At 54.9% G+C, this 15,024-nt stretch carries 16 protein-coding genes; 8 read left to right on the top strand and 8 right to left on the bottom strand.

Annotation, left to right across the window (positions count from 1 at the left end; genetic code table 11):
* Positions 1-140 precede the first annotated feature (140 nt).
* The 5 genes from yebS (at position 141) to INT84_RS09665 (ending at position 6,192) form a co-directional block, all read left to right on the top strand.
* Entirely contained in the window at positions 141-1,424 is a 1,284-nt protein-coding gene (yebS, locus tag INT84_RS09685; RefSeq protein ID WP_194206620.1) for a membrane integrity lipid transport subunit YebS, read from the top strand.
* Positions 1,393-4,026: a PqiB family protein gene (locus INT84_RS09680; RefSeq protein ID WP_194206619.1), complete on the top strand. Its 2,634-nt coding sequence runs from the start codon at positions 1,393-1,395 to the stop codon at positions 4,024-4,026. The genes yebS and INT84_RS09680 overlap by 32 nt, the downstream gene beginning before the upstream one ends.
* Before the next feature lie 76 nt (positions 4,027-4,102).
* Entirely contained in the window at positions 4,103-5,539 is a 1,437-nt protein-coding gene (gene rsmF, locus INT84_RS09675; RefSeq protein WP_194206618.1) for a 16S rRNA (cytosine(1407)-C(5))-methyltransferase RsmF, read from the top strand.
* Between the two features lie 115 nt (positions 5,540-5,654).
* Positions 5,655-5,894, top strand: coding sequence for a YebV family protein (locus INT84_RS09670; RefSeq protein WP_194206617.1), 240 nt, complete (start codon positions 5,655-5,657; stop codon positions 5,892-5,894).
* A gap of 106 nt (positions 5,895-6,000) precedes the next feature.
* Entirely contained in the window at positions 6,001-6,192 is a 192-nt protein-coding gene (locus tag INT84_RS09665) for a YebW family protein (protein ID WP_194206616.1), read from the top strand.
* A 503-nt stretch (positions 6,193-6,695) separates the two neighbouring features.
* Here INT84_RS09665 and INT84_RS09660 read toward each other — a convergent pair.
* Genes INT84_RS09660 through yobA form a run of 3 tightly spaced genes read right to left on the bottom strand, consistent with a single transcriptional unit; the run spans position 6,696 to position 8,300 of the window.
* Complete coding sequence (locus INT84_RS09660) at positions 6,696-7,037, bottom strand: YebY family protein (protein WP_176918863.1); 342 nt, start codon at positions 7,035-7,037, stop codon at positions 6,696-6,698.
* 17 nt (positions 7,038-7,054) lie between these two features.
* Positions 7,055-7,924: a copper homeostasis membrane protein CopD gene (gene copD / locus INT84_RS09655; protein ID WP_194206615.1), complete on the bottom strand. Its 870-nt coding sequence runs from the start codon at positions 7,922-7,924 to the stop codon at positions 7,055-7,057.
* Position 7,925: 1 nt separating this feature from the next.
* The gene (gene yobA / locus INT84_RS09650) at positions 7,926-8,300 is read right to left on the bottom strand and encodes a CopC domain-containing protein YobA (RefSeq protein ID WP_176918865.1); all 375 of its coding nucleotides are present in this window, start codon (positions 8,298-8,300) and stop codon (positions 7,926-7,928) included.
* Between the two features lie 136 nt (positions 8,301-8,436).
* On the opposite strand from yobA, the gene INT84_RS09645 reads away from it, so the two are divergent.
* Both INT84_RS09645 and exoX read left to right on the top strand, forming a co-directional pair.
* Positions 8,437-8,667, top strand: coding sequence for a DNA polymerase III subunit theta (locus tag INT84_RS09645; protein WP_176918866.1), 231 nt, complete (start codon positions 8,437-8,439; stop codon positions 8,665-8,667).
* 33 nt (positions 8,668-8,700) lie between these two features.
* Positions 8,701-9,363, top strand: a complete 663-nt coding sequence (exoX, locus tag INT84_RS09640) for an exodeoxyribonuclease X (RefSeq protein WP_176918867.1) — start codon at positions 8,701-8,703, stop codon at positions 9,361-9,363.
* Here exoX and ptrB read toward each other — a convergent pair.
* From ptrB to INT84_RS09620, 4 genes are all read right to left on the bottom strand, one after another.
* On the bottom strand, positions 9,360-11,420 hold the full coding sequence (gene ptrB / locus INT84_RS09635) for an oligopeptidase B (RefSeq protein WP_194206614.1): 2,061 nt from the start codon (positions 11,418-11,420) through the stop codon (positions 9,360-9,362). The two genes, exoX and ptrB, sit on opposite strands and share 4 nt — an antisense overlap.
* A gap of 88 nt (positions 11,421-11,508) precedes the next feature.
* A complete protein-coding gene (locus INT84_RS09630; protein ID WP_194206613.1) occupies positions 11,509-12,168 on the bottom strand; it encodes a tellurite resistance TerB family protein in 660 nt (219 codons plus the stop codon).
* Positions 12,169-12,266: 98 nt separating this feature from the next.
* Complete coding sequence (gene yebF, locus INT84_RS09625) at positions 12,267-12,626, bottom strand: protein YebF (protein ID WP_194206612.1); 360 nt, start codon at positions 12,624-12,626, stop codon at positions 12,267-12,269.
* 78 nt (positions 12,627-12,704) lie between these two features.
* Entirely contained in the window at positions 12,705-12,992 is a 288-nt protein-coding gene (locus INT84_RS09620) for a YebG family protein (RefSeq protein ID WP_194206611.1), read from the bottom strand.
* A 141-nt stretch (positions 12,993-13,133) separates the two neighbouring features.
* On the opposite strand from INT84_RS09620, the gene purT reads away from it, so the two are divergent.
* Entirely contained in the window at positions 13,134-14,312 is a 1,179-nt protein-coding gene (gene purT, locus INT84_RS09615; RefSeq protein WP_194206610.1) for a formate-dependent phosphoribosylglycinamide formyltransferase, read from the top strand.
* A 44-nt stretch (positions 14,313-14,356) separates the two neighbouring features.
* Here purT and kdgA read toward each other — a convergent pair whose 3' ends face one another.
* Positions 14,357-14,998, bottom strand: a complete 642-nt coding sequence (gene kdgA, locus INT84_RS09610) for a bifunctional 4-hydroxy-2-oxoglutarate aldolase/2-dehydro-3-deoxy-phosphogluconate aldolase (RefSeq protein ID WP_194206609.1) — start codon at positions 14,996-14,998, stop codon at positions 14,357-14,359.
* Positions 14,999-15,024: the final 26 nt, after the last annotated feature.

Here is a 15,024-nt window from a genome sequence, read left to right as displayed (position 1 = left end):
CAACCATTTGTATTCATCCGGACGTCGGTTCTTCGCCCGACTCTTTGCCCTATAAAATAAGCATTAAATGCGTTTATGCTCAAGGTGAATCCCATTCATGAGTTAAGATAGTTTTATATATCCATTCCTGTTCTCACTAAATGGCACTTAAAGCAAACACGATTACACCGACAAAAAAAATTATCGTACATTCGGTTAGCGATCCGCTGCCCCGCGCACATTATCAACGTTGCCCGCAATGCGATACGCTTTTTATGTTGCCGGTGATGAAATCACACCAGAGCGCCTGGTGTCCGCAGTGCGAGGCGAAGATCCGTGACGGGCGCGACTGGTCACTCACCCGCCTGGGGGCGATGGCGATTGCCATGCTGCTGCTCATGCCTTTTGCCTGGAGCGAGCCGTTATTGCGGGTCTACCTGCTGGGCATTCGTATTGATGCCAACGTGTTTCAGGGGATCTGGCAGATGAAGGAGATGGGCGATCCTGTCACGGCGGCGATGGTGCTGTTTTGCACCGTTGCCGCGCCGTTGGTGCTGGTCTGCGCGATCGCTTATCTGTGGCTGGGCAATGTCCTGGGGATGAATTTGCGTCCGGTGCTGCTGATGCTGGATAAACTCAAAGAGTGGGTAATGCTCGATATCTATCTGGTGGGCATCGGCGTGGCGGCAATCAAAGTCCAGGATTATGCCTTTCTGCAACCGGGTATCGGCCTGCTGGCGTTCATTTCGCTGATGCTGCTGAGCATTCTGACGCTAATTCACCTGAATATTGAGCAGCTCTGGGAACGTTTTTACCCCACGCGCCCGGCTACCCGCGCCCATGAAAATCTGCGCGTGTGCCTGGGATGCCATTTTACCGGCCTTCCCGACGCACGCGGTCGCTGCCCGCGCTGTCACATTCCGCTGCGCCTGCGCCGCCGTCACAGCCTGCAAAAGTGCTGGGCCGCGTTAATCGCCTCGCTAATCTTTTTGGTGCCTGCTAACCTGCTGCCTATCTCCGTGATTTATCTTAACGGCGGACGTCAGGAGGATACGATTTTTTCAGGCATCCTTTCGCTTGCCAGTAGTAATGTTGCCGTCGCGGCCGTGGTGTTTGTCGCCAGTATTCTGGTGCCCTTTACCAAGGTCATTGTGCTGTTCACGCTGCTCATTAGCATTCATTTTAAATGGGCGCATGGGCTGCGCCTGCGCATTAATCTGCTGCGCATGGTGACGTGGATCGGCCGCTGGTCAATGCTGGATTTGTTTGTGATTTCGTTGACGATGTCGCTTATTAACCGCGACCAGTTACTTGCGTTTACCATGGGGCCAGCTGCGTTTTATTTCGGCGCAGCGGTAATTTTGACTATTCTTGCTGTTGAATGGCTGGACAGCCGCTTACTTTGGGATGCACATGAGTCAGGAAACGCCCGCTTCGACGACTGAAGCGCGAATTAAAACAAAACGGCGTATTTCGCCATTCTGGCTGCTGCCGGTGATCGCATTGCTGATCGCTGGCTGGTTAATCTGGAACACGTATGAGGATCGTGGCACCACGGTCACTATTGATTTTATGTCCGCTGACGGCATTGTGGCCGGTCGTACGCCGGTGCGCTATCAGGGGGTGGAAATCGGTACGGTGCAGGAGATCCGCCTGAGCGACGATCTGAAAAAGATTGAAGTGAAAGTCAGTATCAAAAGCGACATGAAAGACGCGCTGCGTAGCGAAACGCAGTTCTGGCTGATTACGCCGAAGGCTTCTCTGGCAGGTGTCTCGGGTCTTGATGCGCTGGTAGGCGGTAACTATATCGGCATGATGCCCGGTAAAGGTGAACCGGAAGACCATTTTACCGCCCTGGATACCCAGCCTAAATATCGCCTGAATAACGGCGAGCTGATGATTCATCTGCACGCACCGGATCTGGGTTCACTGAACAGTGGTTCGCTGGTCTATTTCCGTAAAATCCCGGTGGGCCGGGTCTACGATTACGCCATCAATACCAATAAAGAAGGCGTAACCGTTGATGTGCTGATTGAACGCCGCTTCACCAATCTGGTGAAAAAAGGCAGCCGTTTCTGGAACGTGTCGGGCGTTAAAGCGGATGTGGATTTTAGCGGCGCGAACATTCAGCTTGAAAGCCTGGCGGCGCTGGTCAACGGGGCGATTGCCTTCGACTCGCCTGAAGGTTCCAAACCGGCCACGCAAAACGATGAATTTGGTCTTTATGAAGACCTGGCGCACAGTCAACGCGGTGTACTGGTCAAGCTCGACCTGCCCAGCGGTAGCGGCCTGAAAGCGGGTTCTACTCGCCTGATGTATCAGGGGCTGGAGGTCGGCGAACTGAGTAAAATCACGCTTGATCCCGGTGGTGCCGTCAGCGGTGAAATGACCGTTGATCCGAGCGTGGTCAATCTGCTGCGGGAAAACACCCGCATTGAACTGCGCAGTCCGAAGCTGTCACTGGACAACGCCAGCGTCAGCTCTCTGCTCACCGGCAGCACCTTTGAGCTGGTGCCCGGCGAAGGTAAACCGCGCGATCACTTCGTGGTGCTTCCGGCTAACAAAACGCTATTACAAGAGCCTAACGTACTGACGCTGACGCTGACCGCGCCGGAAAGTTACGGTATTGATATCGGTCAGCCGCTGATCCTCCACGGCGTGCAGATTGGTCAGGTGCTTGAACGCAAGCTGTCCGACAAAGGCGTTTCGTTTGCCGTTGCGGTCGATCCGCAATATCGCGATTTAGTCCACGGCGACAGCAAATTCGTGGTGAACAGCCGCGTGGATGTCAAAGTCGGTCTGGACGGCGTTGAGTTTCTCGGTGCCAGCGCCAGCGAGTGGGTTAGCGGCGGTGTTCGTATATTGCCGGGCAAGAAAAGCGAGATGAAATCCAGCTATCCGCTGTACGCGAATCTGGAAAAAGCGCTGGAAAATAGTCTGAGCGATCTCCCCACCACCACCCTGACGCTGACCGCCAGTACCTTACCGGACGTCCAGCCGGGTTCGGTGGTGCTGTATCGTAAGTTTGAGGTCGGAGAAGTTATCACCGTGCGTCCGCGCGCCAACGCCTTTGACATTGAACTTCACGTGAAGCCGGAATATCAAAACCTGCTCACTAAAGACAGCGTCTTCTGGGCGGAAGGCGGCGCGAAAGTGCAGCTTAACGGCAGCGGCCTGACGGTGCAGGCTTCCCCGCTCTCACGCGCCATCAAAGGGGCAATCAGCTTTGATAACCTGAGCGGCGCGGGCGGCGGCCTGCGTAAAGGCGATAAACGTATTCTCTACGCGTCGGAGAACGAAGCGCGCGCGGTAGGCGGACAAATCACGCTGCATGCCTTTGATGCCGGTAAGCTGGCAGCCGGGATGCCGATCCGCTACCTGGGTATTGATATCGGCCAGGTCCAGACGCTGAACCTCATCACCTCGCGCAATGAGGTGCAGGCCAAAGCGGTGCTCTATCCGGAATATATGCAGACCTTCGCCAGGGCGGGCACCCGCTTCTCGGTGGTAACGCCGAAGATTTCTGCCGGAGGCGTGGAGCATCTGGATACCCTGTTGCAGCCTTACATTAACGTCGAACCGGGCCAGGGCAATGCCCGCCGCGAGTTTGAACTTCAGGAAGCCACGATCACCGATTCACGCTATCTCGACGGCCTGAGTCTGGTGGTGGAAGCGCCGGAAGCGGGTTCACTGAATATCGGTACGCCGGTGCTGTTCCGTGGTATTGAAGTCGGTACAGTGACCGGCATGACCCTCGGCTCACTTTCAGACCGCATTATGATCAATCTGCGCATCAGTAAACGCTATCAGCATCTGGTGCGCAATAATTCGGTCTTCTGGCTGGCCTCCGGCTACACCCTGGACTTCGGCATTACCGGCGGCATGGTGAAAACCGGGACCTTTAATCAGTTTATTCGCGGCGGTATTGCCTTTGCGACCCCACCGGGAACGCCGCTGTCGCCGAAAGCGCAGGAAGGTAAACACTTCCTGTTGCAGGAAAGCGAGCCGAAAGAGTGGCGTCAGTGGGGAACTGCCCTGCCGCGTTAACCGTCCCTGCTCCGGCGTACCTGCGCCGGAGCAAATGTGCTACACTGCGCACCCGTTTTTTTCTCTGGTGTGCGCCGTGTCTACCCATTCTGTCTTCTTCCCTGATGAATTTCTGACGCAAATGCGGGCGATCATGCCTGCGCATCTGTCATTCGATGATTTTATTGCCGCCTGCCAGCGCCCTCTGCGCCGCAGTATCCGGGTGAACACGCTTAAAATTTCCGTGACAGATTTCCTGACGCTGGTTGCGCCGTACGGCTGGCAGCTGACGCCGGTTCCCTGGTGTGCAGAAGGTTTCTGGATCGAGCGTGAGGATGAAGAGGCATTACCTCTCGGCAGCACGGCAGAGCATCTCAGCGGGCTGTTTTACATTCAGGAAGCCAGCTCAATGCTGCCCGTCGCGGCCCTTTTTGCCGATGGCGCAGCACCGCAGCGCGTCATGGACGTCGCCGCCGCACCAGGGTCTAAAACCACGCAGATCGCGGCCAGAATGGGCAATCAGGGCGTCATTCTGGCTAACGAGTTTTCCGCCAGCCGGGTGAAAGTGCTGCATGCCAATATCAGCCGCTGCGGCATCAGTAATGTCGCGCTGACCCATTTTGACGGGCGCGTCTTTGGTGCCGCTCTCCCGGAAGCCTTTGATGCCATCCTGCTGGATGCACCCTGCTCCGGTGAAGGCGTGGTGCGCAAAGATCCGGATGCGTTAAAAAACTGGTCGCCGGAGAGTAATCTCGATATCGCCGCCACCCAGCGCGAGCTAATAGAAAGCGCGTTTCATGCTCTGCGCCCCGGCGGCACGCTGGTTTACTCCACCTGCACTCTGAACCCGCAGGAGAACGAAAACGTAGTACAGTGGCTGCTGTCCCGCTTTCCACAGGCCGTCGAGGTTGCCCCGCTGGGCGATCTTTTCCCTCAGGCCACAGACGCGCTTACCCCGGAAGGTTTTCTGCACGTCTTCCCGCAAATTTTTGACTGTGAAGGCTTCTTTGTCGCCCGGCTACGTAAAACTGCCGCCATTGAGGCGCTGCCTGTGCCTGGGTATAAAGTGGGTAAATTCCCTTTTATGCCGATGAAAACCCGCGAGGCCGCGCAGGTGGTCGATGCCGCCAGCAGCGTCGGTCTTCACTGGGGTGACAGCCATAAGCTGTGGCAGCGTGATAAAGAGATCTGGCTGTTCCCCGTCAACGTGGAATCCATGCTGGGCCAGGTCCGTTTTTCACGCATCGGTCTTAAACTTGCCGAAACTCACAATAAAGGGTTTCGCTGGCAGCATGAGGCAGTTATTGCCCTCGCCGACCGCGAAAAAATGCCTTTTGAACTCACCGCCGCAGAAGCCGAAGAGTGGTATCGCGGCCGGGACGTTTATCCGCAGCACTCCCCGTCGACAGACGATGTGCTGGTGACATTTCAGGGTTTCCCGCTGGGGCTGGCGAAAAAAATCGGGTCGCGTTTGAAAAACAGTTATCCTCGCGAGCTGGTGCGAGACGGGCGATTGTTCGCGGCCAGACCGTGACGAGACGCAGAGATTCAGCATCTTCTGACTGGCTATTTTAGTGCCGTTGACTACGCTAAAAGATGAGCGACAGAACTGGTCGTACCACGTTTTTAGCAGATCAACGGAGAGCAATATGACGAAAACCAATGTGCGTATCGGTGCCTTCGAGATTGAAGATGCTGAACTGAAAGGGGATGTCCAGGGTGAGCGAACATTAGTGATCCCTTGTAGCTCAGACCCGGATTTATGTATGCAGCTTGATGCCTGGGATGCCGATACCAGCGTCCCGGCTATCCTTGACGGGGAGCATTCCGTTCTTTATCGCGAGCATTATGATCAACAGACCGATTCATGGGTAATGCGTCTTGCCTGACCCATAATGAACCCGTCCATGAGGCGGGTTATTTATCCTCCGACCTTTCCCCCGCATCGTTTCATCCCCTACACTTAGTTTATGTTTTTGCAGGCCTGAGGACAGGATGTACGCACTGGTATTGTTTATTTGTTATCTGGATGGCGGCTGTGATGACATCGTGGTAGATGTCTACAATACCGAGCAGCAATGTATCGTAGCCATGCACGATCAGCGGCTGCGGCACGGCGGGTGCTATCCCGTTGAAGAATTCATTGATGGTTTCTGGCGTCCGGCTCAGGAATACAGCGACTTTTAATCGTCTCTTTCTCCCCGCTTTTTACTCCGGGTCATTCACTGGCCCTCTCTGATAGTGTGCTCAACAGCGTTATGCACACAGATAACAGCATCGCCTGCTGCCTATAAAAAATGGCTAATGTGCCGAAAAAGAGTAGACGCACGTGGGGCCGAGTATGCTATGGTTTACAGCGAATGCGGAAAATCCAGGCGATTTTCGGGGCGTTTAAAGGGACAGATAAAAAAAGCCCAGCGTATTCAAATAGATAAAAAGAGACCGAATACGATTCCTGTATTCGGTCCAGGGAAATGGCTCTTGGGATAGAGCCGTGCGCTAAAAGTTGGCATTAATGCAGGCTTAGTCGCCATGCCTTATAAGAATAGTTGACCGTGCCAGGTTTTCCAGTCTGCTGTAAAAACGACCAGAAAAATCGCCTGTCATCAGAGTCAAAAAAAGAAAAAACCGCAGCTTTTCATAAAGATAAGCCTGCGGTTTTTTACTGGAAATTAGCCAGGTATTTCTCGTTACTGGCAGAGTTTTTGTGCTCGCTCAATAAACGGGTCCAGACTCATTTTTTGCCCCGGATGTTTCGGGTCGTCAATTTGAATCACGCTTAACGGTTGCCCGCTCATCTTACCGGCTTTGATCTGCTGCTCAGCGATATCATTCAGCGGATATTGCACCAGCGTCGAGGGGTTAATCACCACCAGCGCATTGCCGGGTCGGCACGTCAGCATCACTTCTTCGCGATCGAACGCCCATTTATCTTTACCAATATCGAAACGGCTGACGGTAATCAGGCCGGGCGCAGCCAGCGCAGCGGCTGAAGTGGCCAGTAAAACAGCAGAGATCACAATTTTTTTCATGGTTTTTGCCAGGTTATTCAAAAAGGTTCCCACGTCGCGAACACGCTAACGGTAGCCAGCACCAGTGCACCGAGAACCATTTCAGCGTGAGTCATACGAATAAAAAATGTCTGTAACCGCGCATTATCGCGCTTCATTTTAGGTACCAGAACATAACGGTTCACCAGCGCAATAGCTACCATCAGCACCACAAGCGCACATTTCAACAACAGTGCACGGCCATAGTCAGCCGCGCTTAGCAATGCGCCCTGCACAAGCCAGGCGTTGTTAACACCGGTAAGCAGCACCCCTGCCACCGCCAGGTGTCCATAGCGCGAAAAACGCATCATGGTGTAGATGGCGGGCTGCCGCCAGCGCCCGTTCGCCAGGCGCAGGCAATACACAAAAGGCAACAACCCGCCGAGCCAGACTGAGGCACACACTAAATGCAGCGCCTGATTTGTCCGATGCAGCAGTCCGGTCAGCCCGCTATGCATCGCCGTGTGGCCGGTACTTGCCTGTAGAATTAACTGGGCGCAGAGCAGCACTAACAATAAAGCAAGTTTGCGCCGGGGCCGCATCATGGCAATCGCCAGCGTTAACCCGCTCAGCACGATTTGCCAGAGCCAGACATTGCCAAAGCGGGTGCCGATCACCGCCCACCAGACGTCGGGCCGCCAGACATCCGGCCAGCCGCCAGCCATCATGCCTCCCTGCACCATTAATAACAGCAGCGCGGTTATCGCATTAAGCGCAAGCAGGAGGCGGATCGGTAAACGAAAACGGCGGGCGAGGCGCTGGCGGATCGCATCGTGGGCCAGCCACGCGCTGAAGAACGCCCAGCCAGACGCCAACATCAGCGCCGTAAAGTGTAAAAAACGCAGCCCAACCCACGCCAGTTCCAGCATATTATTTCACGCTAAAGTGATATTGCCCCTGCGTCTTATGCCCGTCGACGGACACAACATGCCAGTCAACGGTATACTGACCCGGTTTGAGTGGCTGATTCAGTGGGACAATCAGCTGGGTTTGATCTTTTTCATTACGCTTTGCTTTACCGGTGTCGATAACCGCTTGCGCCGGTCCGGTTAACGTTACGCCGCTGAAGCTGGCTTCCACGCCTTCAGAGAAATTAAGCGTCAGCGCCTGCGGTGCTGCGGCAACTTCCGCGTCGGCAGCCGGGTATTGATGTTTAAGATGGGCGTGAGCCCAAACAGCAGGTGTCGTCAATGCTATCGCCAGCATAAGCGCGATGTTACGCACAGAAGAGGCAGTAAAGGCCATTATGTCATTCCTTTTTGTTATGTAATTGCATCAAAGAATAACGCTGTATAATGCCTTAGTCGAGAATAGTCATCGGCAGGCTTGTTATTCTGCGGCAGTCTTAGTAACTTTTGCGTGTTTGAAAAAGGAGAGACCGATGCAAACCAATCTGGCCCAGCTTTCCCAGCAGGAAATGGATAAAATCAACGTTGACCTGGCGGCCGCTTCCGTGGCGTTTAAAGAGCGCTACAATATGCCGATCGTTGCCGAAGTGGTGGAGCGAGAGCAGCCTGAACATTTGCGCGACTGGTTTCGCGAACGGCTGATCGCCCACCGCCTTGCGTCCGTCAATTTGTCACGCTTGCCCTGGGAACCCAAAGCAAAATAAGCGCGATTTTTTATGCTAATTCAGGAGTAAACCATGCTGCGCGTTATTGATACCGAAACCTGCGATTTGCAGGGAGGAGTGGTTGAAATCGCCTCGGTGGACGTGGTGGATGGAAAGATCACCAACCCCATGAGCCATCTGGTTCGCCCGGACCGCCCTATCAGCCCGCAGGCAATGGCTATACACCGGATCACGGAAGCGATGGTCGCCGATCAGCCGTGGATTGAAGACGTGCTGCCGTTTTATCAGGGCAGCCCGTGGTATGTCGCGCACAACGCCAGTTTTGATCGCCGGGTGTTACCGGAGATGAATGGTGAGTGGATTTGCACCATGAAAATGGCGCGTCGCCTGTGGCCGGGGATCAAATACAGCAACATCGGTCTGTATAAATCGCGGAATCTGAACGTGCAGACGCCAGCGGGACTGCATCATCACCGCGCGCTGTATGATTGCTATATCACGGCCGCGCTGCTTATCGATATTATTAACACCTCGGGGTGGACGCCGGAAGAGATGGTCGAAGTGACCGGGCGTCCGGGGCTTATTTCAACGTTCAGCTTCGGGAAATACCGCGGCAAACCGGTCGCTGAAGTCGCCGAGCGCGATCCGGGCTATCTACGCTGGCTATTCAATAATCTCGACAGAATGAGCCCGGAGATGCGCCTGACGCTCAAGCACTATCTCGACAAAGCTTAACGCTCTGCTTTTCCGGGCAGCGTGCCCTGTGCAAGCGCAATGAGGAAAGTATACTCCATGGCGACACCCTCATAGCTCTTAAAGCGCCCGGACTTGCCGCCGTGCCCGGAGTCCATATCGGTACACAACAGCAGCAAATTTTCGTCGGTTTTCAGCTCACGCAGCCTCGCCACCCATTTGGCCGGTTCCCAGTACTGCACCTGTGAATCATGCAGCCCCGTTGTCACCAGCAAATGCGGATAGGCCTTCACGTCGACGTTGTCGTAAGGGCTGTAGCTTTTCATATAGTGATAATACGTTTCGTCTTTCGGATTGCCCCACTCTTCAAACTCACCGGTGGTGAGCGGGATAGATTCATCCAGCATGGTGGTCACCACATCGACAAACGGCACCTGAGCAATCACCCCGCGAAACAGGTCCGGACGCAGGTTAATGGCCGCGCCCATCAGCATACCGCCCGCACTGCCCCCCATGCCAAAGCAGTATGTCGGGTCGCCGTAGCCCTGCCTGAGCAACGCATCGCAGACATCAAGGTAGTCGTTAAAGGTATTTTTCTTCTTCAGGAATTTACCCTCTTCGTACCACTGCTGCCCCAGTTCGCCGCCGCCGCGCACATGCGCAATAGCGAAAACGAATCCCCGATCGAGCAGGCTCAGACGACTACTGCTGAAATCGGCATCCATACTGGTCCCATACGAACCGTAGCCGTAGACCAGAAGCGGATTTTTACCTTTGCGGAAATGCTGTCGGTGATAAACCAGCGACACGGGGACCTCTACGCCATCGCGCGCGGTGATCCACAGATGCTCGCTGCGATAGAGACTGCTGTCAAAACCGGCCACCTCTGACTGCTTCAATACCTGACGTTCACCGGTATCCATATCCAGTTCAAACAGCGTATCGGGTGTGGTCATTGATGAATAGCCGTAGCGCAGGCGCGAGGTTTCCGGCTCCGGATTGTAGGCCAGCCAGGTAACATACGCCGGATCGTCAAAGGCGATGCCGGTCACTTCCCGGGTTTTACGATTAATTTGCCGCAGGCTGGTCAGCCCTCGCTGACGCTCCTCCACCACCAGCCAGTCGGTAAAGAGGGTAAATCCCTCCAGCATGATGTCTTCCCGCGCCGGGATCAGCACTTCCCATTGCCGTTCATCACGCACGCGACTGCGGTAAAGACCGAAGTTTTTACCCTCGCGGTTAGAGCGGATATAAAATTTATGCTGATAATGATCGATGCTGTATTCGTGATCTTTGCGGCGCGGTAGAAAAGGTTGTGGCTGCGCGTCAGCCAGCGACGCGTCCAGCAGCAAAATCTCGCTGGTGGTGGCGCTGGAGAGATAAATGACGATGAAATGCTGCGAGGTGGTTTTATGCAGGCCGACGTAAAAGGTTTCATCGTGCTCTTCGTAAATCAGTTCGTCCGATGCCGATGAGGTTCCGACCATATGTCGCCAGACCTGGTACGGCAGCAGCGTGACCGGATGTTTACGCACATAATAAAGCGTCAGCGAATCGTTGCCCCAGACGAAATCGGGGGAGATGTTATCCAGCAATTCCGGATACCAGTTACCGGTTTGCAGATTACGCAGACGCAGGCCGTACTGACGACGCGACAGATAATCTTCCGCCAGCGCCATGATGGTATTATCCGGAGAAACCGCCATGCCACCAAGCGTATAAAACTCGCTGTGCGCCGCGCGTTTATTGGCGTCCAGCAGCAGCTCCCACTCATCCCATTCCGCAAGCAGCACCGACTGACGCTGATAAATAGCGTATTCACAACCAGGTTCGTAAATATGCCGGTAACGATAGCCGTTTCGGGTCCAGGGAGCAGAAACCTCACGTTGCGGAATACGCGCGACAATTTCCTCCAGGATACGGTCCTGAAGCCCCTGCTGCGACGCCATCACCCGATGACCGTAGCTATTTTCCTGCTGAAGGTAATCGAGAACCTCAGGATTTGAGCGCGTGTCATCGCGCAGCCAGTAGTAATCATCGGTGCGCGTGTCGCCGTGAAGCGTCATATGGTGCGGTATACGTCTGGCTTTTGGTGGCATAGCTCGGTTCTTTGGCTTTTTCTACATCCTATAAGATTGGCAAAAGACGCCTGTGATGCAAGCGAGACGCAGATACTTTCCGCACGAATTACTCAGGAAGCGCCTGTTTTTGCTGCTTAAGATCCTGCTCAACACCATCACGGACGTCTTGTGGTATGTTCAGCGCGTCACCGAGAGCATTAAGATAGCTCCGCTCCATAAAGTGATCGACATCGATAGCCGCGCAGCTCAGGAAATATAATTCCAGCGCTTCTTCTTCGTTCGGTACGTCACGCGCCAGCCTTTGCGGGTCGAGCGGCTGCGCCATAGCTTGCCTCACCAGCACCCTGCCCTCCTCTTCAACCCCGGCCTCGCGCATCTGTAGCTCAATGGCCTCACGCTCATGGTCGTCGATATGACCATCGCTTTTCGCGGCAAACACCAGCGCCAGGATCAGACGCTCTGTCCGCTTGTCCAGCGGCGTGCTTTGCGTGCCGTACTGCGGTTCAGCCTGATGGGCATCACGGATCTTGTCTTTGTATTTATTCCATAACACGGTTCCGGCAACCGCACCGCCGCCCATTAACAGCGCGCCGGTGCCATATTTGCTAAGAAGTTTACGTGATGATTTGTTCCCCACCAGCAGTCCGGCAAGACCGCCGAGCGCACCAGGCACCAGAAGCTGATTCAGACCTTGTGCACCGGATGACGAGGAAGAGACGCCTTTTTGCGCCAGAAGAGACTGTAGCTGATTAAGCCAGTTTGCCATGCGAAGATCCCTCCAGTTACCTGATAATGAAGATTCAGAGTAAGCGAAGGGACGTCAGAAAGTGTCAATGTGACAAAAGGTGCGCAAATAACTGTCGATTATCGGCTCTGATAGCTTGCACTGCCCGCCGCGCAATCGACCTGGACGAGATAATGGATATCGGCACTTTTACCCCGCACGGTGATCGGCACTTTCCACTTGCCTTTCTCACCCTTGATTTCATTGGTGTCTACCCACACCACAGGATCGGCCTGACCGATTTTCTGCCGATCTTCAGCCCAGCGGACGATACGGTTTTGCTGATAGTCACGTTTCACGCTTGCCGCGATGCCATCAGCATCCAGCTTTTCACAGTTGGGAAATTTGACCGTCTTCGAATGCGGATCCTGACTTACCGCGTGCACTGACGCACTTCCTGCCAACAGCAGCAGACAGAAAAGCGCTCCACGTTTATTCATTGTTTTCTCCTTATGACCCATTGTGACCAAGGACTAAAGAAAAAGCATGGTACAAAACGGCGGGAGCGCAAGTGGCTATTACGCCGCTTTGGTCCGTTTCGCGGGCGCATCCTCAGTTACGGCTTTTGGCGCGGGTAATTTTCCGGCTTTCAGCAGATTACCGAGAACATCTTTTTGTTCGGCAAGCCACATCGCCATGACTTCACGCTGCTCGTCTTCCAGCGTTACGGGCGACTGACCAAGCCAGTTCCCCAATACTTCCGCCAGATCGAGCATTTTGTCATAAGCATCGGCTTCCTTTTTGCTGGCAAAAGACATTTTTTCCTCACCTTCACGGATCACAACGTATTTAACTTCAACCGCCATTTTTGCAGCCCCATATCACTGTAATTTTATACAGTATAACACCCCGTTTTCAGCGAATCAATCAGTGAAAAGCATGTCGGCAAAGACAGGCGCAAACGTTTTCGTTTATACTGCGCGCAAATGCGTTAAAGGGAAAAAGTGATGATTTTATTAGGTACCGCGCTGCGCCCGGCAGCCACTCGCGTGATGTTATTAGGCTCCGGCGAATTAGGAAAAGAGGTGGCAATTGAGTGTCAGCGCCTGGGACTGGAGGTAATCGCAGTCGATCGCTACGCCGACGCCCCCGCCATGCACGTCGCGCACCGTGCACACGTCATCAATATGCTGGACGGTGAGGCACTCAAGGCGCTGGTCGAAGCCGAGAAGCCGGATTATATCGTGCCGGAAATTGAAGCCATTGCGACCGATATGCTGGTTGAACTGGAGCAGTCCGGACAGAAAGTGGTGCCCTGCGCCCGCGCCACGCAGCTGACGATGAATCGCGAAGGTATCCGTCGGCTGGCGGCGGAAACGTTATCGCTTCCCACCTCGGCGTATCGCTTCGCCAGTAGTGAAGAGAATTTCGTGCAGGCCGTGCGCGAAATCGGCCTGCCCTGCATTGTGAAACCGGTGATGAGTTCGTCCGGTAAAGGGCAATCTTTTATTCGTACTGAAGATCAGCTCAGCGACGCCTGGCGCTATGCCCAACAGGGTGGTCGTGCCGGAGCGGGACGCGTCATCGTTGAAGGGGTGGTGAATTTTGATTTTGAAATCACCCTGCTGACCGTGAGCGCGGTGGATGGCGTCCATTTCTGTGCGCCGGTAGGACACCGCCAGGAAGATGGCGATTATCGCGAGTCGTGGCAACCCCAGCAGATGAGCCCGCTTGCGCTTGAGCGGGCACACGCCATCGCCCGCGAGGTGGTGCTGGCGCTCGGTGGTTTTGGTCTGTTTGGCGTGGAACTTTTTGTCTGCGGCGACGAGATCGTCTTCAGCGAGGTCTCACCGCGTCCGCACGATACCGGGATGGTGACGTTAATCTCCCAGGATCTGTCAGAGTTTGCCCTGCACGTTCGCGCTTTCCTCGGCCTGCCGGTGGGCGGCATACGTCAATATGGCCCGGCAGCGTCGGCGGTGATCCTGCCGCAGTTGACCAGCCAGAACATTACGTTTAGTCACGTCGAGGAAGCCACCGGCGCAGGCTTGCAGGTGCGTCTGTTTGGTAAGCCGGAAATTGAGGGTACGCGTCGTTTAGGCGTGACGCTGGCAACCGGTGAGAGTGTTGAAGACGCCATTGCGCGGGCAAAAACGGCGGCGGCAAACATCAAGGTCGCGGGATAAACAAACGGGCGCGAATGCGCCCGTTTCTTATGACGCTCGTTGACTTACTGCTTCGCGCCTTCGACTGCTTCACGCGCCAGTTTAGTAATGCGATCATAATCACCCGCTTCCAGCGCATCCGCCGGCACCAGCCACGAACCGCCGATACACAGCACGCTTTTCAGCGCCAGGTAATCACGGTAGTTAGCCGGAGAAATCCCGCCCGTCGGGCAGAAACGGACCTGAGAGAACGGGCCCGCAATAGCCTGTAGCGCTTTCGTGCCGCCGTTGGCTTCCGCCGGGAAGAATTTGAATTCTTTCAGGCCGTAGTCCATCCCCAGCATCAGTTCAGAAACGGTGCTGATGCCTGGGATCAGTGGAATCGTCCCTTCAGTTGCCGCTTTCAGCAGCGGCTCGGTCAGACCTGGGCTGATGGCGAACTGCGCGCCTGCTTCGGTCACTTCTGCCAGTTGTTGCGCATTTAGCACGGTACCCGCACCGATGATGGCATCCGGGACCTCTTTCGCAATGGCGCGGATAGCGTCCATCGCACACGCGGTACGCAGCGTCACTTCCAGCACGCGCACGCCGCCTGCAACCAGCGCCTTCGCCATCGGGACAGCGTGTTCCAGCTTGTTCACTACGATAACCGGTACAACCGGACCGGTGGTCAGGATTGCTTCTGCACTTGTTTTCCAGTTTTTCATCAGACTTTTTCTCTCGCCAGATCTAC

The sequence above is a fragment of the Superficieibacter sp. 1612_C1 genome, from assembly GCF_015234305.1.
Lineage (GTDB): Bacteria > Pseudomonadota > Gammaproteobacteria > Enterobacterales > Enterobacteriaceae > Superficieibacter.
Note: the sequence above shows the minus strand (reverse complement) of the source record. Positions and strands in the feature narration are given on the sequence as shown.

Bases quoted from the DNA above. Each gene is read 5' to 3' on its own strand.
- INT84_RS09680 (WP_194206619.1), top strand. From the start codon at position 1,393: ATGAGTCAGGAAACGCCCGCTTCGACGACTGAAGCGCGAATTAAAACA.
- INT84_RS09670 (WP_194206617.1), top strand. From the start codon at position 5,655: ATGACGAAAACCAATGTGCGTATCGGTGCCTTCGAGATTGAAGATGCT.
- kdgA (WP_194206609.1), bottom strand. From the start codon at position 14,998: ATGAAAAACTGGAAAACAAGTGCAGAAGCAATCCTGACCACCGGTCCG.
- INT84_RS09630 (WP_194206613.1), bottom strand. From the start codon at position 12,168: ATGGCAAACTGGCTTAATCAGCTACAGTCTCTTCTGGCGCAAAAAGGC.
- exoX (WP_176918867.1), top strand. From the start codon at position 8,701: ATGCTGCGCGTTATTGATACCGAAACCTGCGATTTGCAGGGAGGAGTG.
- ptrB (WP_194206614.1), bottom strand. From the start codon at position 11,420: ATGCCACCAAAAGCCAGACGTATACCGCACCATATGACGCTTCACGGC.
- purT (WP_194206610.1), top strand. From the start codon at position 13,134: ATGATTTTATTAGGTACCGCGCTGCGCCCGGCAGCCACTCGCGTGATG.
- INT84_RS09620 (WP_194206611.1), bottom strand. From the start codon at position 12,992: ATGGCGGTTGAAGTTAAATACGTTGTGATCCGTGAAGGTGAGGAAAAA.
- yebF (WP_194206612.1), bottom strand. From the start codon at position 12,626: ATGAATAAACGTGGAGCGCTTTTCTGTCTGCTGCTGTTGGCAGGAAGT.
- copD (WP_194206615.1), bottom strand. From the start codon at position 7,924: ATGCTGGAACTGGCGTGGGTTGGGCTGCGTTTTTTACACTTTACGGCG.
- yebS (WP_194206620.1), top strand. From the start codon at position 141: ATGGCACTTAAAGCAAACACGATTACACCGACAAAAAAAATTATCGTA.
- INT84_RS09645 (WP_176918866.1), top strand. From the start codon at position 8,437: ATGCAAACCAATCTGGCCCAGCTTTCCCAGCAGGAAATGGATAAAATC.
- yobA (WP_176918865.1), bottom strand. From the start codon at position 8,300: ATGGCCTTTACTGCCTCTTCTGTGCGTAACATCGCGCTTATGCTGGCG.
- INT84_RS09660 (WP_176918863.1), bottom strand. From the start codon at position 7,037: ATGAAAAAAATTGTGATCTCTGCTGTTTTACTGGCCACTTCAGCCGCT.
- INT84_RS09665 (WP_194206616.1), top strand. From the start codon at position 6,001: ATGTACGCACTGGTATTGTTTATTTGTTATCTGGATGGCGGCTGTGAT.